Source organism: Flavobacterium sp. (assembly GCF_965277525.1).
Classification (GTDB): Bacteria; Bacteroidota; Bacteroidia; order Flavobacteriales; family Flavobacteriaceae; genus Flavobacterium.
Window position 1 is genome coordinate 779,736 of record NZ_CBDIDC010000011.1, and the last position, 21,845, is coordinate 801,580.

Annotated in this window: 16 protein-coding genes; 9 read left to right on the forward strand and 7 right to left on the reverse strand. The window is 34.3% G+C overall.

All coding sequences use genetic code 11. The features are described from left to right. Positions 1-239: 239 nt before the first annotated feature. Positions 240-536 (reverse strand): hypothetical protein, encoded by a 297-nt coding sequence (locus tag ACQY44_RS23935; RefSeq protein WP_428232786.1) that lies wholly within the window; start codon positions 534-536, stop codon positions 240-242. 999 nt (positions 537-1,535) lie between these two features. Between ACQY44_RS23935 and ACQY44_RS23940 the strand changes: the two genes are divergently transcribed. The 3 genes from ACQY44_RS23940 (at position 1,536) to ACQY44_RS23950 (ending at position 2,993) form a co-directional block, all read left to right on the forward strand. After that, complete coding sequence (locus ACQY44_RS23940) at positions 1,536-1,940, forward strand: response regulator (RefSeq protein ID WP_428232787.1); 405 nt, start codon at positions 1,536-1,538, stop codon at positions 1,938-1,940. A 414-nt stretch (positions 1,941-2,354) separates the two neighbouring features. Beyond that, the gene (locus tag ACQY44_RS23945) at positions 2,355-2,474 is read left to right on the forward strand and encodes a hypothetical protein (protein ID WP_428232788.1); all 120 of its coding nucleotides are present in this window, start codon (positions 2,355-2,357) and stop codon (positions 2,472-2,474) included. Between the two features lie 102 nt (positions 2,475-2,576). Next, a complete protein-coding gene (locus tag ACQY44_RS23950) occupies positions 2,577-2,993 on the forward strand; it encodes a zinc-binding dehydrogenase (RefSeq protein ID WP_428232789.1) in 417 nt (138 codons plus the stop codon). Between the two features lie 326 nt (positions 2,994-3,319). Here the strand turns inward: ACQY44_RS23950 and ACQY44_RS23955 are convergent, their stop codons facing one another. Beyond that, complete coding sequence (locus tag ACQY44_RS23955) at positions 3,320-4,828, reverse strand: ATP-binding protein (protein WP_428232790.1); 1,509 nt, start codon at positions 4,826-4,828, stop codon at positions 3,320-3,322. A 287-nt stretch (positions 4,829-5,115) separates the two neighbouring features. On the opposite strand from ACQY44_RS23955, the gene ACQY44_RS23960 reads away from it, so the two are divergent. Then, positions 5,116-5,307, forward strand: a complete 192-nt coding sequence (locus ACQY44_RS23960) for a cold-shock protein (RefSeq protein WP_140511093.1) — start codon at positions 5,116-5,118, stop codon at positions 5,305-5,307. An 88-nt stretch (positions 5,308-5,395) separates the two neighbouring features. Here the strand turns inward: ACQY44_RS23960 and ACQY44_RS23965 are convergent, their stop codons facing one another. Then, on the reverse strand, positions 5,396-6,454 hold the full coding sequence (locus tag ACQY44_RS23965) for a 3-oxoacyl-ACP synthase III family protein (RefSeq protein ID WP_428232791.1): 1,059 nt from the start codon (positions 6,452-6,454) through the stop codon (positions 5,396-5,398). 428 nt (positions 6,455-6,882) lie between these two features. Here ACQY44_RS23965 and ACQY44_RS23970 point away from each other — a divergent pair, with 428 nt between their 5' ends. Continuing rightward, entirely contained in the window at positions 6,883-7,395 is a 513-nt protein-coding gene (locus ACQY44_RS23970) for a response regulator (protein ID WP_428232792.1), read from the forward strand. A 315-nt stretch (positions 7,396-7,710) separates the two neighbouring features. Then, positions 7,711-8,106, forward strand: coding sequence for a response regulator (locus ACQY44_RS23975; protein ID WP_428232793.1), 396 nt, complete (start codon positions 7,711-7,713; stop codon positions 8,104-8,106). A gap of 639 nt (positions 8,107-8,745) precedes the next feature. On the opposite strand, the gene ACQY44_RS23980 is transcribed toward ACQY44_RS23975, so the two are convergent. From ACQY44_RS23980 to ACQY44_RS23995, 4 genes are all read right to left on the reverse strand, one after another. After that, on the reverse strand, positions 8,746-9,027 hold the full coding sequence (locus ACQY44_RS23980) for a hypothetical protein (RefSeq protein WP_428232794.1): 282 nt from the start codon (positions 9,025-9,027) through the stop codon (positions 8,746-8,748). 282 nt (positions 9,028-9,309) lie between these two features. Further along, positions 9,310-9,918, reverse strand: coding sequence for an NAD(P)-binding domain-containing protein (locus ACQY44_RS23985; protein ID WP_428232795.1), 609 nt, complete (start codon positions 9,916-9,918; stop codon positions 9,310-9,312). Positions 9,919-10,234: 316 nt separating this feature from the next. Beyond that, entirely contained in the window at positions 10,235-10,522 is a 288-nt protein-coding gene (locus ACQY44_RS23990) for a hypothetical protein (RefSeq protein ID WP_428232796.1), read from the reverse strand. Positions 10,523-10,923: 401 nt separating this feature from the next. After that, the gene (locus ACQY44_RS23995) at positions 10,924-11,160 is read right to left on the reverse strand and encodes a DUF6965 family protein (RefSeq protein ID WP_428232797.1); all 237 of its coding nucleotides are present in this window, start codon (positions 11,158-11,160) and stop codon (positions 10,924-10,926) included. Positions 11,161-12,976: 1,816 nt separating this feature from the next. On the opposite strand from ACQY44_RS23995, the gene ACQY44_RS24000 reads away from it, so the two are divergent. From ACQY44_RS24000 to ACQY44_RS24010, 3 genes are all read left to right on the forward strand, one after another. Next, positions 12,977-14,773 (forward strand): GH39 family glycosyl hydrolase, encoded by a 1,797-nt coding sequence (locus ACQY44_RS24000; RefSeq protein WP_428232798.1) that lies wholly within the window; start codon positions 12,977-12,979, stop codon positions 14,771-14,773. 553 nt (positions 14,774-15,326) lie between these two features. Further along, a complete protein-coding gene (locus ACQY44_RS24005; protein WP_428232799.1) occupies positions 15,327-17,648 on the forward strand; it encodes an alpha-L-rhamnosidase C-terminal domain-containing protein in 2,322 nt (773 codons plus the stop codon). Positions 17,649-17,787: 139 nt separating this feature from the next. Further along, positions 17,788-21,819 carry a two-component regulator propeller domain-containing protein gene (locus tag ACQY44_RS24010; RefSeq protein ID WP_428232800.1) on the forward strand — a complete coding sequence of 1,344 codons (4,032 nt, stop codon included), beginning with the start codon at positions 17,788-17,790 and terminating at the stop codon, positions 21,817-21,819. Positions 21,820-21,845: the final 26 nt, after the last annotated feature.

The following is a 21,845-nucleotide window of genomic DNA, read 5'->3' on the forward strand; positions in this document are numbered from 1 at the left end:
TTGTTCTCCATTTTCATCCAGGCAATGCATTGGCTAAGCCCGATGTTGTTCCTCTCGGCATTGCTTTTCATAGGCCAATCGGGGCAATTGTAAAAAGCCCTGTGATGAGTTTATTCCTTAGGAAAAACTCAATTATTTTAGTAAGCATAAGTTTGTTTTGTTAATCGTCGCTGTAAAAAATAAGCAATAGCAAAAACACGCGCCATTAGACGTGAAAGTTTTAAGCCGATAAAAAACGATTAACAGTCTCTGGGCGGCTGCCAGATAGAGGAAAGGGAAATAGATAAATAGGAGAAAGAATACGTATATAAATTTTGTTTTTTATACGTAAAATTTACTTTTTGTATGGTTTTGTATTCTTGTATCAACGGATAAAATACAACAGGACTGATATTGGTGTGTGATTTAAAAGGCAGTTTCATATCCTTAGCATAATCAGCATCATATACATCTGGTCCCTGATAATGAATGCACAAAAATTGAAGAACAGTTAAATTAGGATTTTGCTCTTTGTGTTCCACATAATGTTCTACCATTACAGGCAGCTTTATGAGTTCCACCAACTGCGTTACAGACAAAAGGTAGACTGATAAAAATAATATGGGCAGGTGTTTTTTCACAATTCAAATATAGCTAATAATCCTGTAATATTTTTAGGTAACTACTTGTTTAGAAATGTTGTAAATAGTTAAGTCTTGCCAAAATACTTTTAAGTTTTATCTGCACAAAGATAAAATGCTGTTTAAAAACAAAGGACGATAAAGCTATTACTGGAAGTTTATTGCTACTCACTAGAATGGATTCTAAATGTTAAATTTGATTTTTTTTTTACTCCAATTCACACTAAATTAGCCATTACATAAAAGTAAGTTTTAATTTTTTTTTATTTATCAGCGTTAATAGGATTAAATGTGCAATTGTAGAGATTTTCGAATAAACTGTCTTTTAATAATTTAATTAGAAATATTATCCATATATACTATAAATAAGCAGCTGGCCTATTTTAAATACAATCTAGATTCTAAAAAATTAATTGTAAACATTAAATGGTGTCTTTCCCTGTCTTCAGTATTTTGGTTTGGATGTCCTGTTGGGGATTTGAACAAAATGCATTTAGTTTATATATAATTTTGCCCCGAAATTTAAAAAGAGGCAGTCTTTAAATTTTGTGGCAAAAAGTATCAAATCTGAAACCTGATGCGCCACGGTTCTTTCACAAAACTGAGAAAATCAACTTTAGAAAATTGCCTTCAACTTCTTGGCTTTTTGCGATAGAGAGCTTGCTTCGCAACAATCAAAATTCAACCAATTCTACTAAGTTTGTGGTTTACGAAATAAAAAAAAATAAAACAGTCGCTACTTGTATTTATCAATTTAAAGTATAGACCGTAAGTTATTACAAAGTTTTTCAGAGTTGTTACAAATTAGCTTTATTGCTCTTTGATATAGTTTTATTTTGTAATAAAATTGCACTGAATTTAAAGACAATATCTGGCTTAAATTAGAACTTTTTTGCTGAAAAATTTAGTTTGGGAATGAAATACAAAAATATATTACTAGTCAACGATATTAATGATGATGCAGAGACTTTTGTATTAGTCGTGAATGCAATTAATCATAAAATTAGATCATCAGTAGAAGGTAATGCACTTGAAGCTCTAAAAAAACTTCAGAATTCAAAATTATCACCCGATATAATTTTCTTGGATTATAACATGCTAGATCTTGATGGAACTGGATTTCTTAAATTACTTCGAGACATTAAAGGTTTAAAAAGAATTCCAATTGTACTTTATTCTCGAAATTCAGGGCATAAGCTACAGGAAGCGATGACCAAATTCAAGAAAGTGCAGTTTTTGAAAAAGCGTACGAACTTTAAAAAGCTTTTTAAGTCCCTGCAAGATATAATTATGTTTGAAAAGTCTGAAAAAAAAGTATAATGACTTGAAATCATTACTCCTAATTTACCCCAGGCTGGCGCGGTTATCCCGCTTGTAAATGCAAAAACAAAAAAAAACAAATTTCTCAAAAGCTTTTTATCTTATTAGCGGGAACAGAATTCGAAACATTATTTAAAAGTAAAATGTTATATATCACATATTAAATGGATAAATATCATTTTCTTAAAATTCTTTTTATTCTATTTTTATTCCTGCAGTATTTCCTTGTAATTCTTACGCTGAGGAGTTCTAATTAATTTTTAGCGGGAACTGAAATTCTTTTAGAAAAGCGTCCTGTTGGAAAAGCAGCTTTAAATGATTTTAAATTGATTACAGAACAAATACCAGTAGTCACAGGGGGTGATCTTATTAAAATCATTATATATTTCTGTAGATCCCTACCTGCGTGGAAGGATGAATGATGTCAAATCTTATGTGCCGCCTTTCGAATTAAATAAGCCCATACAATTAGCTGTTATAGCAGAGGTTGTGGAAAGTAAAAATGCTGATTTTAAAACAGGGACCTTTGTTTGAGGTAATCTGGACTGGAAAGAATATCAGATTTCTAAGGGAAAAGGCCTAACTAAAATTACGGATCAGGGGAGTGGGCTGTCTGTATATCTGGGGATTTTAGGGATGACAGGCCTGACAGCTTATTTGGGACTTATACAAGCGGGCAAGCCAAAAGCAGGTGAAACCCTGGTGGTATCTGGAGCCGCGGGGGCAGTTGGTACTGTTGTGGGACAGATAGGCAAACTTCTTGGATGCAGGGTTGTGGGAATTACAGGTTCTGACGAAAAAGTAACACTCCTGGAATCAAAATTTAAATTTGATCACGCCATTAATTACAAAACTGTTACCGATCTTAATGAGGCTGTTAAAAAATACTGCCTCCAGGGTGTAGATGTGTACTTTGACAATGTTGGGGGAGAGATATCCGATGTACATTTCATAATTATTCTTTGTCATTTATTTCAAATTCTTTCTCATGAGGGTCTGAATATCGATCTAAATCCTTTTGGTATGCTTTTCTGGTCTTTGCAATCTCTATGAATATAAAGACTATCATTACCAATAGTACAATCCCTGTAAGGGATAAAGCGATCCAGATTTCCAGCATGATTTTATTTTTTTAAGTATGTTTTTATGTGATATTTATTGTCACAAATTTGCTTGGTATTTATTGGTTATATAGTTATAGATCTCACTTACATAAGTGACTTTTAGCATGTTTTATTGTAATAGGTGTAGAGAATTGGATCAGCTTTAGAATTTAAGAGCGGTTTTACCAAACCCTTTAAGTTCCATAAGTTTTTACAGGACAAATCGTATCAGGATTAATTGTAAGCGGCCCTGACAAGCTTGCTGGGGAATTAGCGCTATATCGTTGCTGTATTTTGTGTTAAAGGCAGGGTAACAATGAATTCTGCCCCATTATCTTTTTCACCGGTAGCCGTAATGTTACCGTTATGTCTTTTGGCTATTTTTCTGCAAAGTGCCAGACCAAGCCCGTTGCCTTCGTACTGGTCTTTGGAATGCAGTCTTTCAAAGGCATTAAAGATCTTCTCGGCATGAATAATATCCAGTCCAATTCCATTGTCCTTAATTGTTATTTTGGCCAGGTCAATACCCTGATTATTTACCACAGCAAATGATATGATAACCCTCGGGGGCTCGTCTGCTTTTGAGAATTTCAGTGCATTATGGATCAGGTTGTAAAAAAGCTGCTGTATCAGTATAGGCGCCCCTTGTATATCAGGAAGCTCACTTGTGATCAGTATAGCCCCCTTTTCCTTTATGATGAGTTCTAGATCTGTTTTGATACTTTCGATTATCTCATTTAGATTTATCTTTTCAATGGGCTGTGTTCTTTTATCCAGGGTAGAGTAAGCGAGAATGCCCTCTATGATGTTCTGCATCCTCTGCGTGGACTGTTCTACCTTTTGCAGGAATCTTTTTGAGTTTTCATTAAAATCAGACTTGCATTCATTTATTAAAAGACTATTGAAAGTCTTGATTTTTCTAATAGGTTCTTTCAGGTCATGACTCACTACATTGGCAAAATGCAGCAGATCATCATTGGATCTGAGAAGCTCCTGTGTTCTCTCGGCGACCTGTTTTTTTAGTTCCTCTTCAAATTGTTTCTGCTCGTGGATATCCTGTATGATCCCGATAATGGTTGTGGGAACACCATTTTCGTCCTTGATGATTTTACCATTGATCTTAACCCACTTAATGGTCTGGTCATCATTTATGATTCTGGCCTGATAGCACATTTTTCCGGTAAGCAGCGATTCCTGATGTGCTTTCTCGCGCAGGACCTGATCCCCGGGGTGCAGTTTGGCTATAAGCTCTTCATTGGAAATTTCCCTGTCTATGGACCAGATGCTGTTGAAATTTCCCGAAGTGCTGATTTTCTTTGTGGCAAGATCTATTTCGTAAGTTCCCATTTCAGAAGAGTCAATAGCCATCCTTAGCCTTTCCTCAGCATTTTGGGTCTGTTGTTTTGCCAGATGCAGGTCAGTGACGTCCGATCCTGTGTTCATTACCGCATAAATTTTTCCCTGTTGATCAAAAAGAGGGATAAAGCTGTAATTAAAATAGTAGGTTCTTAAAGCCCCATTAACCATTAAATCGACCTGTTTGTCTTTTGCGTGGAAAGCAGTTCCGGTTTTAAGTACGCCTAATGCCTGCTGAAAAAACGGCTGGTTTTGAATTTCAGGAAGGACGTCCAGATAGTTTTTTCCAATTACCTGATCTCCTTTGCCCCACGCCTCTATCATAGCGGGGTTGGCTAATTCTATTTTTAATTCTTCTCCTGTGTATACAGCGGTAGGCAAAGGTGTATTATCCACAATGTCCTTCAAAAGCAATAGATTATCATACATTAATGGCGGGATTTATTTTTACGAATGTATTATGGATTCTCACTTTTTTAGTTACACTATTTTAACAAAATTTTTCATTATTCTAATATAGTATTTTTATTAAAATTTATTTTAATGATTATGTCTTGATCTGAGACATGCCCCTTGATGCATCATAGAATAAGCAGGATTCATTATTGAGGTAAACCCTGACGCAGGGCCACATCAATTATAAAAAAAAAATAAAACTCAAATTCAGTCAGTTCTAATTTAAATAAATGTACCTTTGAACAATTAAATACATTAAAATGCAAGAAGGTACAGTAAAATTTTTCAATGAAGAAAAAGGATTCGGATTTATAACTCCTAATAATGGAGGAGCCGAAGTTTTTGTTCATGCTTCAGGTCTGTCAGAAAACATCCGTGAAAACGATGAAGTACGATATGACGTAGAAGAAGGCCGTAAAGGTCCAAACGCAGTAAACGTAGTTGTAGCATAACCATACTATCACAGTGAGTTTTTAAAGGCACCTCTAATCAGGTGCCTTTTTTATTTGTACCGGGGATCAGTTTGGGCTATAAAACTGCTTAAAACTGGTAAACAAAGGCATTAATATTCATCCCTGCACCAACAGACGCAAACAGAATAATATCTCCGGTTTTTATTTCATGCCCGGGCAGTTCCCCTTTTGAAATTAAATCATACAGTGTAGGGATTGTGGCAACACTGCTGTTTCCCAGAAATTTAATAATCATGGGCATAACATCTTTCGGAGGTGTTTTTCCATACAGCTTATAAAATCTGTTAACGATGGCCTCATCCATCTTTTCATTGGCCTGATGTATTAATATCTTTTTGATCTGATCGATCTGAATTCCCGCCTTGTCAATGCAGCTTTTCATTGCCTGGGGCACTTGGTTTAGTGCAAATTCATATATTTTTCTTCCATGCATCTTGATATACCTTACATCCTGATCTTGGGCGGGGTCAAAGGAGCTGCCAAAGTAGAGATAGTCTGCCTGCTCAAGGGTAAAACTCGAACTGCTGTGAGACAGTAAACCTTTGCCTGTGTCTGATAATTCAACAATTGCCGCCCCGGCGCCATCTGCATATATCATGGAATCCCTGTCGTGCTGGTCTACAACACGCGAAAGGCATTCGGCCCCGATAACCAGACATCGACTGGCTATCCCCGCGTGCATGTAAGCATTGGCATGAATCATGCCCTGAATCCAGCCCGGGCATCCAAAAATGATATCCAAAGCAATACAGGCGGCATTTTGAATCTTTAACTTATTTTTGACCCGGGAAGCTAAGCTGGGCAGCATATCGGACTGTATGGTATTATAACGCACATCCCCAAAATTATGTGCCACTATAATGTAGTTGATACTCTCTGGGTCAATTCCGGCGGTTTCAATAGCCTTTTGGGCGGCTATAAAAGCCAGGTCTGATGCAACATAATGCCCGGGCGCGTAACGGCGCTCCTCGATTCCTGTAATGGCAGTAAATTTCTCGATAATGCGTTCTCTGGAATAATTCAAAGACCTGCCATTTTCATCCAGAAAAAGGTGGTTTTCAAAATATTTATTAGAGACTCTGATTTCGGGAATACAACTGCCGGAACCTATAATTCTCATATTCATATTTCCAAAATTTAGTCTGCGAATTTATTAAATCGGACTATTTTTCAAAAATGTTTTTTCTTTTTTTTTAATTTGGAATCCAGAGGGGAGCAGGCGCTAGAATACCTGATCCAGACCACCATCACTCAAGGCAATAAGTAATTATTAATGTGCCAAGCCTTTTATGGAACCCAATAGTGGGTTTGTCATTATCAAAAGGCTGTCATTACTATTCCCAGCCGTTGTGGTATCTATTGTAGAGTCAATGATCTTTCCCACAGAAATAAAAAAAATCCCTAGTCCTTTTATTTGTTGGCAAAATTGCCGCCGATTTATTATTTGCCACTGCACTTTATATCTAAATTTGCTAATGATTTTAAGATTATTGATTTGTAGCAAATTTTATTATATAATATATAGTATTTTTGACAATTCTAACCCCCTTCAAGATGATAAGTTCTGAAAATCCAGCCCTAACCCCTAATGACTCAGAAGAAAAGGAGCCGGTAAAGATTATATTGGCGGAAGATGATAAAGACGACCAGGAATTATTCATCGATGCCCTGGATGCGGCTGATCTTCCCTCTGAGGTAACTACCGTTGAAAACGGGCAGGAGCTCCTCGATGCCTTAAAAGATAAGTCCCAGAGCGATCCGGATATTATTTTTATCGATATCAATATGCCCGTTAAAGGGGGCAAACAGGCGCTCGCTGAAATAAAGGGCGATAAAGAGCTTCGGGACATTCCCACCGTTATGCTCTCCACCTGGGATCATCCTTCGGATATTGAAGATGCCTTTGATAAGGGGGCGGACCTTTATGTCCAGAAACCCAGTTCTTTTGCCGGCTTTGTGCTGGTGCTCAAAAAAGTGTTCCTTCTGCACTGGGCAAAAGCTTTACTAAGACCGGTTATAAGTTTATTTTTTGTTTCTGAGAAGAATATCTCCCGCGGGGACTCATAAGTGTTATCCGTTTATTTTTTCTTTTGTGATGGTTATTTTTAATTGTATGTAACATTATTTTTTAAGTTTGATATTGTTTTTTTTGGAGCTCTTCCCGCTATACGTTCCAATCTTTTGTGCCGAACCCCGACGCAAAAGGATTTCCACTGCTATCGGGGCTAGCCCTTATTATATGCTGCCTTTAAAAATCAAGTGTAAGTCTGTATAGGAGCATTTAAAATAAATAGTAATTATAAGTACTTTTCGATACTTTTGCAAGGTTATAATTCTAAGCATTGGATCCGGCTTAAGCAAAAAAAAAAATTAAATTTAGATATGCAGTACAAGAATATACTTCTCATTGATGATGACAGTGATGATACGCTTTTTTTTATTGAGGCTCTCAGTGCACTAGGGGAGGAAGTCATTTGCCGTACCATGCATAATCCTGCCAGGGCTTGGGAAGAGCTGCAGGTTTTAGAAGAGCTGCCCGATATTATATTCCTGGATTATAATATGCCCATGGTCAACGGACTGGAATTTATAAAGCGCATGCAGCAGACAGAGCGCTTAAAGCATATTGAGGTCATTATACTCTCGACACCTCCCGAGCAGGTTATGCTCCCATGGCTCGAGAGGAACAATACATCGGTAAAATATATATCAAAGCCGGCAGGTATCCAGGAACTTCAGGAGATACTTCAGGGAATATTATCCCCGCTGAGCCGGTAAGATGTAATGAGTGTCATCGGTTTATTTTCTCTTTATGGTACTGCTTTAGCCATTTTTCCATTTTCTGCAATAACTGTAGTTCTTTAGGGTCACCTGATGAATCAGAGAGTCCGGTGATGTTCTTTTTATAATTGAATCTTTTATCTTCGAAAAGGCAGATGAACCTGGGGAACTCGCTTCGGGATACCAGCCAGCTGTGGTTCTCCTGTTTTTTTAATTTTAAATTTCTTCATTTTTTTTAATCTCCTCCCAGCTGTATTTATTATGGTATGACTGCTGTTTTGTGCTGGTTTAAGGCGTAAATTGTAAACTGCAAAAAATAGAACATTATTGCAGGTGTTTGATAGCTTAATTTTTGAAGTTCAATTTTTTTGGAGCTGTTCCCGCTATCCGTTGCAATCTTTTGCACTGAACGCCGGCGCAAAAGGATTTTCACTGCTATCGGGGCTAAGGGCCTCTTTAGGCCCTGTTTTGTATTGGAGAACTGAATATTCGAAGCCAATTGTAATTAAAAAATTAGCACCTTGTTATTGCGGCTTAAAACTCAAATTGTTAATTTCTAAACATTTTAAGTTGGCTGAAGGCCTAAGTTGGTTAAAAGGAATGCTGGATTTACGGGCAAAAAACAAAAGTTCACGATTAATTTGAAAAAGTAGTGCTCGATACATTAATGAGGCCCTTAATACTAATAATGCTCTGATCTGACACTGAATCCAGAATTATAAATCCATGGTTGTCCAATAGTATCAGCGCATCTAAAACTTCTGCCTGATATCCCCTTTGAATCCATAAATTATCTTGATGCGGCTCAGTTGAGCAAGGTATTGCAAAACTCGTTAAATCTTCCAAATCATAACTCTTTTGCGGATTTCTGGACAGAATATTTAGAATTTTCATGAAAATATTAGGCTTTGTATCCATACAATGTTTTTAATATAAAGATATCAAAAATAGTATAAGGCAAAATGTTTAAAATCAGTGCTGCAACGCTGCTAAAGAAGAACTGCAATTTCTATTGATACATCTGCTTTGAGGATCAAAATTAATTGAATGAGAATTTTGTATCATTACATTTTTTCTGCCATTTAAATTACAAGAAAGAATGCTTTTTCATCAGATCGCATTGTGGGACCTGAAATTCATGATTTGATTTATTCCATTATATTCTAAATGATAAGAATTGATTTAAGCTGACAATATTTTTTAATTCAGATTGTTTTTAAAGGGATTGATTTTAATTGGATTGACAATTGATTTTAAATTAAAGGCTGTATTTCGAAGATGAAGTCTGCCGGAAAGATCAATTGGTGAAAAATTGATTTTTTTTAAAAAATCCCTTACCTGTTTTCTGGAATCATTATGATCTGCAATGAAAAATATTTCATCTTCATTGCTGCAGCTCATGCAGCTGTTTTTTGCTTTGAGATTAACAGGATTGAATAACTTTACCACATGGGCTTCGGGTACCAGCCAAGCCGTAATTTTATAGGTCATAGCATTGGTAATGCCTGATAATAGCGATAGTGGGTCAAATATTAAAGTGGAGGTATGTATGATTAATTTTCCAGACATATCCGGGAGCGCCTTAATTATTCTTTCTAAATCATCTTTGGCAATAAACAACAGAACGATCTCCATATCGGCTGCCTGCTCAAGTGAGCAGAGCTGTATATCAGCTCCCATTTTTTGAGTCACCTCCCGGATAAGGCTGTTTCCTTTTGGATTGTATATCTCAACTTTACAGCCTGCCTCTGCTGATCTGAATGCCAGTTCTAAAGTAAGACTGCTGATTCCTATGATTCCAATTTTCATAATTTGCGGTTTAATTATAATTTATAGTTCATAAAACTTAACAGTAGCGGCCGGGGTGATTTGAATATAATTTATAATAAAAATAGTATTAATGTTTTGTTTTTCAGCAGGTATTTTTACCTGTTTTACAGTTGTTTTTCTTTTCTGATTTTTAGTAAGATTTCTTAAAAATTATCTGCTGTATTAAGCGGTTTTTACAGGTAATGATTTGATTGTTAGTTGTTTTTGTGAAATAGGTACAGGGTATATCAGGGGCTTAAAATCCAAAGAAACAGCTGTCAGTTTACTATTTTTTTTGTAATTTTTCAGGCGCAGGCTAATTGAAAAATACCGTATGATTTATTTTCAGAAGGCCTTTTAGGGTTATGCAGCTTTTATCTGAAGCCGGATCAAGGACAATATACCCCTTATCATCCAAAAGGATCAGCGCATCTAAAATTTTTGCATGGTTTTCCCTTTGGGCGGAAATATTCTCGGTAAATGACCTCAGAACATTATAAGGGGGGGCAATTAGTGATGCCAGCTCTTCCAGTGTGCAGCTTCCGGGGTAACTCTGGGCAAGTTTACTTAGTATGCTGTCAGAATAAAGGGATGATTTTTCCAAGATATAATGGTTTAAATTATAACATAATAGCTTTGCATAAAGATACAAAGATTTCATTGTCATTTAAATACTTTCCCTGACAGCTGAGTTCAAATTAGCATCATTGTGCTGTTATTGGTTTATTTTTTCTTTATGATACTGCTTTAGCCATTTTTCCATTTTCTGCAACAACTGGATTTCATTCAGGTCAGCTGACGGGTTGGAAAGTCCTGTAACGGTCCTCTGGTAGTTAAATCTTTTATCCTCAAAGGAGCAGGTAAATTTTAGGAACTCGTTGTGTATGACCAGCCATTTGTTCTGCTTCCTGGCAGGCAGTCATTTAAGAATATAAGTGTGCAAAAAGTGAAAATTATAGGATATAAGTATAACGATGAGCTTAAAGCAGGGCTGAAATTTAAAGTTTATTCCGTTTGATTCTCGCTTTTAGTTTCCTTTGAACCGCGTCTTACAATCATATAAAACTCTTTTAGATGCCACCAGGCAGGGCACATCTCAAGGTCTCCTTTATAATGGTATATAGTGAGAAAACAGCTTTTAAGGAAAAGCTGGGAATCTGTGATTCTCGCCCATGGCTTTAACTCCACTTCCTCAGGCGGGGGAGTGGTGTCAAAATAGCGTTTTATTTCTTCTGGGGTCATGGGGCAAAATTAGGTAAAAATTGCAGAGAGGGCAAGGGCGGAGGGGTTTTGTTGGCTTAAAATTTAAGTTATCTTCTCTGCTTTTGTTCCAACTATACTGGCAGTCATCAAATTACTATGCCGAATTTATTTTACTTTTTAGAATCAGTTTCAAACCCCTGGGATGGGTCATTCTCTATAAGGTCCTTTTCTATATCCTTCTCGGTTATGTCTTTGGGGTCGCTTTCGGGTTTCTTTTAAGGGTTCTCCGGGTCATAGGGGGTGCCCTTTGGACCTGTGCTTTTTGGGTCTTTGTTTTGGTTTTGAGAATTACGGTTGTCCTTGTCGTAATTTTTCGCTGTATCTGAATTTGTCATTTTATTTGCTGATCACTAATTTTTTTAGGTTTAATCTTATTTTTTAGGAGCTTTTCCCCGCTATCCGTTCCAATCTTTTGTGCCGAACTCCGGCACAAAAGGATTTCCACTGCACACGAGCGAAGCGAACTGGCGAAGCAATCGGGGCTAGGGCTGCTGAGGAGCCCGGCTTTTTAGACTAATAAAAATAAGCGAGATTATAAAAAAATGGCTCCAATTGTCTTCAATTGGCGCTATTTGGCTTGTTTGTGACCTCTACGGGACAAATTTCTATAAAATTTATGGAAGATTTAAAGATATTGGCCTACTACATGTAGGCGCTGTCTTTCATTGGCTTAGTAAATTTGGTTTGGATGTCCTGCTGGGGATGATGCCGATTTATAATTTATAATTACTGTAAATCTCGTATTGGCTTAGCTATTGAAAAATGTAATTTTTATTGAAAAATTTAGTCGGAGAAAGAGGGATTCGAACAAAACCGTCACAACCCGCTTTTATACTGCATTTCTAATATTTTCTAACTGCTGCGCCACGATTCTGCCACCGAAATTTTCGCTGTTTTTAAAAATATTGAAACTCTTCGGATGGCATTTCCGTTTAAATTTCCGTTTAAATTCTGTAATTAATTCAGAGACAAAATTACGCTTTTTTATGACAAGCGATGACAAATATTTTAAATCCGTTTATGTTATGTGACATAGAATTGAAGGATAATGAATTTTAATTTTTGTGACAAAAAAGTATCCACTCCATTAAAGCGCTTATATAATTCTTCCATACACAAAATAAATTTCTTAAGAGGGATTCACACATTGATAAATAAGAACATCATGATGTGGATATTATATGTAACCGGAACTTAACTACTTTTTACTTCTCTTATGGGTATTTTAGATCTTGTAGTTATACCTAAAAGAAAATTTTTATTGATTTTTAGTTTACAAATTGATGTGAAGGGTACTTATAAACTACAATTGCAACAAATGAGGTAGTGTTATGACACAAAGGCGCACCTTGAGGCAACGGAGTTTTAAGGATATTTGTAAAAAGTATTTGTGTTTTTTTTATTAACTATTGAAAAATAGTATTTAAAAAAAACAAATACTTTAGTTAATAGGCTGATTATTAGGGAAATTGCTAATTATGATATATTCCATTCATTATCGATGTCAGCAATATAGACCCTGCAAAACCATTCTTTCCAGAGACTATCAATTTATAAACAATTACTGTTTGTGATCAAAGTATTAATTGTGAAATAAGTCAAAATTTAGATAAGTGAAAGACTAGTTTCAAAACGGAATGAATAAAATAATAAACTTGGTTAGTTTGTAGACCGGGGAGGTTTTAATAGTCTCCCTGGTTTATTTTAATAACTAATTAAAAATTAAAAATTTTTTTAAAAAAAAATATAATGCCTGCTTTTTTTTACTGTAATCTCAGTATTTAGAGATTTAAAAGTGTCATTGTCATTTTTGGATAAAAATAAAACTTATGAAGTACATATTTATGCTGATGCGACTGGAACGGACCAAACGCAAAATCCAGGATTAGTTGCTATTATTAAAAAAATAGTAAAAGCTCCAGATAGTATATTATTGCAATTAAGTGCGGCTGGGGTACAGCCATTCGTTTTAAGAAACTATAATTATAAAATTAATAAAATGAAAAAAAACTGTTTATTATTATTTAGCTTACTATATCTCAATAGTGTTGCGACATTTGGGCAAAATATAAAAGTTAAAAAAACGGCTTCTAATGAAAGGATTATAAAAGTTGATTATAATAAAAGTACTGGAGCATTGAATACTATGTTCAAAGAATGCGTGGGAGCAGGAAGAGCCAATGAAGGATTGCGAGCCGATTGGCAACAACAATTGACATTAGCGAAAAAAGACTGTGATTTCAAATATATCAGGATGCATGGTTTATTGACCGATGACATGGCTGTTTATACAGAAGATAATAAAGGAAATCCAGAATACAGTTACCAATATATTGATGTTTTGTATGATTTTTTACTAAGCATCAATGTAAAGCCATTTGTGGAATTAGGTTTTATGCCGTCAAGATTAGCAAGTGGAGACAGAACTATTTTTTGGTGGAGAGGAAATGTGACTCCTCCAAAAGATTATAAAAAATGGGAAGATTTAATTCGCAATCTGACCCAGCATTTTACCGAACGTTATGGTGAAGAAGAAGTGAAAACTTGGTATTTCGAAGTTTGGAATGAACCGAATTTGTCTCCTGGTTTTTGGACAGGTACGCAGGCTGACTATTTAAAATTATATGAGTACACTGCTAAGGCTGTAAAAAGTGTAAATCCTGCCTACAAAGTTGGAGGTCCGGCTACGGCTGGAGCAGCTTGGGTTCCTGAAACCATCGATTTTTGCAGTAAAAATAATGTGCCAATAGATTTTATTTCTACACATTCTTATGGAGTTGGGCAAGGCTTTTTAGATGAATTTGGAGGATCTGGAACAGTTTTGAGTAAAGAAGCGTCAAGTGTGAGTGGTGATGTAATTAATTCTCGTAAACAAATTTCTTCTTCGGATAAACCAAACTTAGAATTGCATTATACTGAATGGAGTTCGTCTTACACTCCAGCAGATCCTTTTCATGACAGTTATCATTCGGCAGCTTATATTCTTCAAAAATTAAAACAAGTGGGCAATGCTGCAAACTCGATGTCGTATTGGGTTTTTACCGACATTTTTGAAGAACCAGGACCAAGATTTGCACCTTTTCATGGTGGATTCGGATTGATGAATACTCAAGGAATTAAAAAAGCAGCTTATTTCTCGTATGATTTTTTGAATAAATTGGGAACAACAGAACTGCAAAATACGGATAGTTCTTCATTGGCCACCAAAAGCAAAAATGGAAATATTCAGGTTTTGTTTTGGGATTTCACTTATACGTTACCAGCTCGTACAAATAATCAGCAATATTATATAAAAGATTTACCGTCAAAACCCAAAGCAAGTGTAAAAGTTGAATTGACAGGACTTGAAAAAGGTATATACAATTTAGAGATATACAAAGTTGGCTACAAAGTTAATGATGCTTACACAGATTATCTGGCAATGGGAAAACCAAGCCAGTTAACAAGGCAACAAGTAAATGCGCTTAAAGAAAAAAATAACGGTGATCCAATTGCTACAGAAATAGTAACAGTTGGATCAGATGGAAATTATAGCAAGAATTTTGACATTAATGAAAATGATGTTTTTTTATTAAATCTTGTTAAATTATAATTATTATTAAACGATAATAATAAACAGTATAGTTTTCAACTTTTTATCCAGCTTCAGCAGCTTTGGCGGCCGTCTAAAGATGAGGGGAAGAAAGCGAAAACGGTACCTGCTCTTTTTTGGGCTGGTGCTTTCTTTTGGCTGACGACCTACTTTGGAATAGAGGGAGACCAACCTATTGAATTGAAAGTAGCAAATTACTTACTGACCAAAAGTGTTCTTATAAAAATATAAGATTGAACGACTGGAACAGCCGAACGAAACAAAGGAAACTACCGTAGTGAGACCGCTTGATTGCCTATTTTTAGGATGCTTCACATAACTAAATCTTCTTTTTTAAAACATTATAGTTATTTTCTTAGATAACTAGTTAATCTAAGCAATATAGCACCAATAGTCTACAAAAAATAAAGGTAGAGTTTTTTGCTCTGTTTTTTTAAATCTTTATCTACAACATGACATTACAGGATATGGAATCGGACCTTAATATATAGTTTTACGCATTTTAAATTTAATATTAATTATCTAAGTAATTTATCACAAAATAACAACCCTAATGAAATCAACCAAATTAGTAATAATTCTATTCCTGGGCTTAATTTTCTCGCTAAAAGCACAAGTAAATGCTTGGGAGGCAAAATGGATAACCGATCCCAACTGTCAAAATGCTTCAAATACTTGGTATAACTTTAGAAAAAACTTTTCTTTAGAGAAAGTACCTGCTTCAGCGATTGCTAAAATTGCGGTGGATAGTAAATATTGGTTATGGATAAACGGGGAAATGGTTGTTTTTGAAGGAGGACTAAAACGTGGACCAAATCCAAATGACACATATTATGATGAAGTTGATATTTCAAAATATTTAAAAGTAGGCGGAAATTCGGTTTCTGTTTTAGCTTGGTATTTTGGTAAAGATGGATTTTCGCACAAGAGTAGTGGTACTTTTGGATTTGTTTTTGAATGTATCACACCAGAAATGAAGATTTTAAGCGATGAAAGCTGGAGCGTACTTCAAAATTTAGCTTATGAAACATGTCCTGCCCCATTTCCTAATTTCAGACTTTCGGAATCCAGTATTCGTTATGATGGAAGACAAGATTTAGGATTATGGTATAAACCTGAATATGATGCAAGTAAATGGCGTAAAGCTAAAATTCTGGGAACAGTACCTATGGCTCCTTGGAACAATCTAGTGTTACGTCCTATTCCTTTATTTAAAGATTTTGGTAAAAAAGCATATACCAATAATTTAAAATTTCCAATTGAATGTAAAACAGATACAATAATTACAGCTGTTTTGCCAGCAAATTTGCAAATAACTCCTTATTTAAAAGTAGAAGCTCCTGATGGAAAGTTAATTGATATAAAGACTGATAATTTTATAGGCGGAAGTCAAATAAATATGTATGCTGAATATATAACACGTCAAGGTGAACAGGAATATGAAAGTCTTGGATGGATAAATGGACAAAAAGTATTTTATTCAATTCCAAAAGGGGTTAAGGTGCTAGATTTAAAATATAGAGAAACAGGTTATAATACCGAATTTGCTGGTAATTTTTCTAGTTCAGATGATTTTTTAAATCGTCTTTGGCAAAAATCATTGCGTACTTTGTATGTGACTATGCGTGATACTTATATGGATTGTCCTGACCGAGAACGTGCACAATGGTGGGGAGATGAAGTAACTGAAGGTGGTGAAGCTTTTTATGCATTAGATACTAAAAGTCATTTGCTTTTTAAGAAAGGCATGTACGAATTAATAGGATGGCAAAGAAACGATAACACCTTGTTCTCGCCGATACCAGCAGGCAATTGGGATCAAGAATTACCAACTCAAATGCTTACAGCTATTGGGTATTATGGCTTTTGGAATTATTACCAGTACACAGGTGATAAACAGGCTATTTTTGATTTATATGAAGGTGTTCAAAAATATTTAGACGTATGGAAAATTAATGATGAAGGCACTTTAATTTTACGAAATGGTGGTTGGACTTGGGGAGACTGGGGCAACGATAAGGATATGGAACTAATTTTTAATACAACTTATTATATGGCATTAAAAGGCTCTTACAATATGGCTATATTGCTCGGAAAAACAGACGATGCTACCAAACATAAGATTGCAATGGATAATTTAAAGTTAGCTTTCAATAAAAATTTCTGGAATGGTAAAGCTTATCGTGATCCTAATTATAACGCAAAAACTGATGACCGTGGCCAAGCTTTGGCAGTTGTAGCTGGACTGGTTGATGCAGATAAATATCCTGCTATTTTTGAAGTCTTAAAAGTAGAAGAACACGCTAGTCCTTATATGGAAAAATATGTACTGGAAGCACTTTTTCAAATGGGTTATGGAGAATATGCTATTGAACGTATGAAAAAACGTTTTGGAGAAATGGTTAATAATAAACAATACTCAACACTTTTTGAAGGCTGGGGTATCGGAAAAGATGGATATGGAGGAGGCACAACAAATCATGCTTGGAGTGGGGGAGGTTTAACTATTTTATCTCAATATTTATGTGGAATTGCGCCAATAGAGCCAGGATACTCAGTTTTTCAAATAGCTCCACAACCATCGGGAATTAAGGAAGCCTTAACTACTGTACAAACAGTTAAAGGAGAAATTAAAAGTAGTTTTATTAATAAAAATGATAGGTTTGAATTGTTGGTTGAAGTTCCTTATGGTACAACAGCAGTAATAGGTATCCCAAACTATAATTTTGATTTTATTACAGCTAATGGAAAAAAAGTATGGGTAAAAGCTAAATATTTATCAAATAAAAAGGTTTTGAAATATGAAGATAATTCTAAACAGCATATAAAATTTACAGTTAGAGAAGGAACTTGGAAATTTATTGCTACTAAATAGTTTAGATATAATTTTCAAAAATTATCTATGAGTGTCGATTTAAATAGTTTAAAAATCCAAAATTTTTTTTGAAAAATAAATTATATTTTTAACCCAATATTCCCCCCTCTATCTTAAATTTTTAATTTGATTATTTTGTATGAAAAAAAGAGTAAGACAAGTGTATGCAAATCTAATTGTATTATTTTGGATAGTTTCTTTCCAAAGCATTACAGCTCAGTCTCCCTATGTTTTTCATCATTTAGAAACTAATCAAGGGCTTTCAAATAATAATGTTGAAGCTATTTTAAGAGATAGTTATGGATTTCTTTGGGTAGGTACAGAGTCAGGGTTAAATAGATATGATGGATATAGTTTTAAGGTTTATACTAAGCAAGCTGGTGTTGCAAATACCCTTTCTTCTAATGATATATTTGGACTACAGGAAGATGATTTGGGAAATATTTGGGTAGATTTAGGATATAGATATATGGTGTATAAAAGAGATAAGGATTCTTTTTTAGATGGAAAGGAGTTCTTACTCAATCTGGGGATTAAGTCGGATGATAAAAGTAAAATTTATATTGATACAAATCATAATCTCTGGGCGCTTAACAATAAGAAAGCTTATTTCTATAATATAAAGAAAAAAAGAATTACTGTTTTCAAGTTAAATACACCATTAAAAGAATTTTCTACATCCGAGATAACAGATAGTAACGAATTCTTGTATATCATTCAAGATTCTAGTGTTTGCTGGAAATTGAATAAAAAATCTGGTGTTTTGACTTTTATAAAGTTACCTGTTTTTATAAAAAAAGATATTGTAAATACAAGTGAGATTTTTAGGATTTTTACAGATAGTAATAATTGGTTATGGCTTTATTCGAGTAAAACAGAAGAGATTTTTTATAAAAAGAATTCCATTGAAGAATGGAAAAGCTTAAAATTGATCTCAGGATTAAAAACAGAAACCAATAATGTGACTAGTTTTATTGAAAAGCAGCCAGGGCAAATCTGGATTGGAACTGACCACAAAGGACTTTTTGTATATGACAAAGGAAAAAATACAATAAAAAACATTGTATATGATCCATGGATAGAAACGGGTTTGTCTACTAATAATGTAAGTTATCTCTATAAAGATAACAATGAAACGATCTGGATTGGACACAGTAAAAAAGGACTTTCATATTATCATGAAAGTTTTCGAAATTTTATCAATTTCAAACCTGCGGAATGTTCTGATATAAGCACAGTAATGCAAGATTACCAGGGAAATATATGGATAGGTACTGATGGAAATGGATTGTATATCAAAGAGAAAAAATCAGAAATCATTAGAAAACTTGACGTGCCAAACATTGCTATAGTTTCTATATTAGAAGACAAAAAGCATCGTGTTTGGATCGGTACTTATCTGAATGGACTTTTTTGTTATGAAAACGAAAAAATGCTTCATTATACAACAAAGAACAGTAAGCTGTCTAATAACAATATTTGGAGTTTAAAGGAGGATAGATATGGAAATGTATGGATAGGGTCTTTAGGAGGAAAAATTCAATTATTAGAATCAGAATCTGCTAATTTTGACTCGGTAATTTCACCATTTGATGATGTAGTTTTTGTGATGGATATGTTTTATGATGGGGGTGATAAAATGTATTTTGGTACTGTATATGGTCTTTTAGTGATTGATATTACAAATGAGAAAAAGATTTCATATTATGGAAACAAGAAAGAGAGTCAATATTTTTTCCAAAAGCAAGTTTTAAATGTATATAAAGATAAGCGAGGAATTATATGGATAGGAAATAAAGAAGGACTAACTATTTGGGACCAAAAAAAAGACACTCTTTATTACTTTAATAAAGAAAAAGGATTATGCGATAATTCAATTAGAGGCATAACAGAAGATAATCTCAATAATATTTGGGTAACAACTAGTAATGGACTTTCGATAGTTACTGTTAAGCCAGCGTTAAATGGAAAACTTACTTTTTCAAGTAAAAATTACTCCATTAAGGATGGTCTTATAGACAATTATTTTAATAGCCATGCAATTTGCAAGTTACAAAATGGTGATATCCTACTGGGGACTGGAGATGGATATACTATTTTGAATCCCAATAAAATGTTTGAGAAAGATCAATCTAAGGCAAAAGTTATATTTACGGATTTGACTGTAGGCAATAATACTATTCAAGTTGACTCAATTTATAATGGACATAAGTTGCTCAAATATCCTATGCAATTAACCTCTGAACTAGAATTTAAACATGATGATAAACTTATTTCTTTAAAGTTTACTACAGGAGATTTATTAAATGCTGATAAGGTAAAATATGTTTATAAAATAGAAGGATTTAATAACCAATGGATGCCTACTCAAGGAAATAAAATAGAGATATCCTCGCTTCCTTCGGGTGATTATAAACTTTTAATAAAAGCTTCTAATAGTGATGGTGTTTGGAATAATGTTCCTTCAGAATTGCTTATAACTGTACTGCCTCCTTTTTATTTTTCAATGTGGGCTTTCATACTTTATACCTTTTTAATTATTACAGCGATATCATTTATTGTTCATAAGGCAAGAGAACGACAACTTGCTAATCTTGAACAGCATAGAGTCCTTATGGATCATGATAAAAAAATGCATATTAATGAGATGAAATTGAGGTTTTTTACCAATATTAGTCATGATTTGCGAACTCCACTTACACTTATTATTACGCCTTTGCAGATTCTATTAAAAGAAACGGGTAACGAAAGTATGCGAAAAAAATTAGCTGTGATGTATAAAAATGCCCAACAATTGATGGCGTTAATAAATTCGTTGCTTGATTTTCATAAATTGGATGTCGGAGTAGAACGATTACATCTAAAGTCTGGTGATTTTGTTGTTTTCATTAATGAAATTTTCAACTCCTTTTGTGTTTATGCAGATGAACGAAATATAAATTTTATTTGGCAAAAGGATGTAGAAAGTTTAGAAATGCAGTTTGATCACGATAAAATACGAAAGATACTCACTAATATCCTTTCAAACGCATTCAAGTACACTTTAGACGGAGGAACTATTAGTGTTTGTGTAAAACAAGTAGATGATAATAAAGTTGCTGTAAGTGTTGCTGACTCAGGATCAGGGATTAGTAATCTTGAAAAAGAGCTTATTTTTGAACGTTTTTATCAATCCCAGCAAGAGCAAGAAAAAACAGGGGCTGGTATTGGTTTACATATTGTATATGAGTATGTTAATCTTCATGGGGGAGCTGTAAATGTTACTGATAATGTACCTCATGGAAGTATTTTTACCTTCCAAATTTCAATAAAATCAGTTGATATTAATATTACTGAAAAATATTTAGCAAAAAATCTTTTAAATGATTTTGATGTACAAGATGAAGGAAAAATAAAATCGGCTGCAGATAAGAAGATATTACTTTTTGTTGATGATAATAAAGATTTTTGTGAGTTTATAAAAGATAATCTAGGAGAATTATATACAGTAATAACAGCTAATAATGGAGAAGAGGCAATAAAAATGTTGCGTAAATTTAATGTAACCATTATTGTAAGTGATGTAATGATGCCTATAATGAACGGAACAGAGCTTTGTAAGCAGGTAAAAACAAATATTCATTGGTCTCATATTCCAGTTATCCTATTAACAGCACGTACTGCAGAAGAATATATTATGGAAGGATTAGAACTAGGTGCGGATGATTATATAACCAAACCATTTAATTTTGATATACTAAAATTACGTATTCAAAAATTTGTAGACTGGACGGAGAAAAACCACGTTTCATTTAGTCAAAAATTAGATGTATCTCCTGTAGAAATTACCATTACCTCGTTAGATGAAGCCCTGATAGCGAAAGCTATTAAAGTTGTAGAGGAACATATAAGCGATATCGAGTTTTCTGTAGAAGCCCTTAGCTTGGCTTTAGGTTTGAGCCGTGGTCATTTATACAAAAAGTTAATTGCCATTACCGGTAAAGGACCAATAGAATTTATCCGAACAATTAGATTGAAACGCGGCCGTCAGCTTCTTGAAAAAAGTCAAATGCAGATTGCTGAAATAGCATACAAAGTAGGATTTAATTCTCCGAAAAGATTTGCAAAGTACTTTCGGGAAGAATTTGGTTCTTTGCCTTCAGAGTATTTACGTAACTATAGGGACCAATAATATATTTACTTGGTTGGTTAGAATTA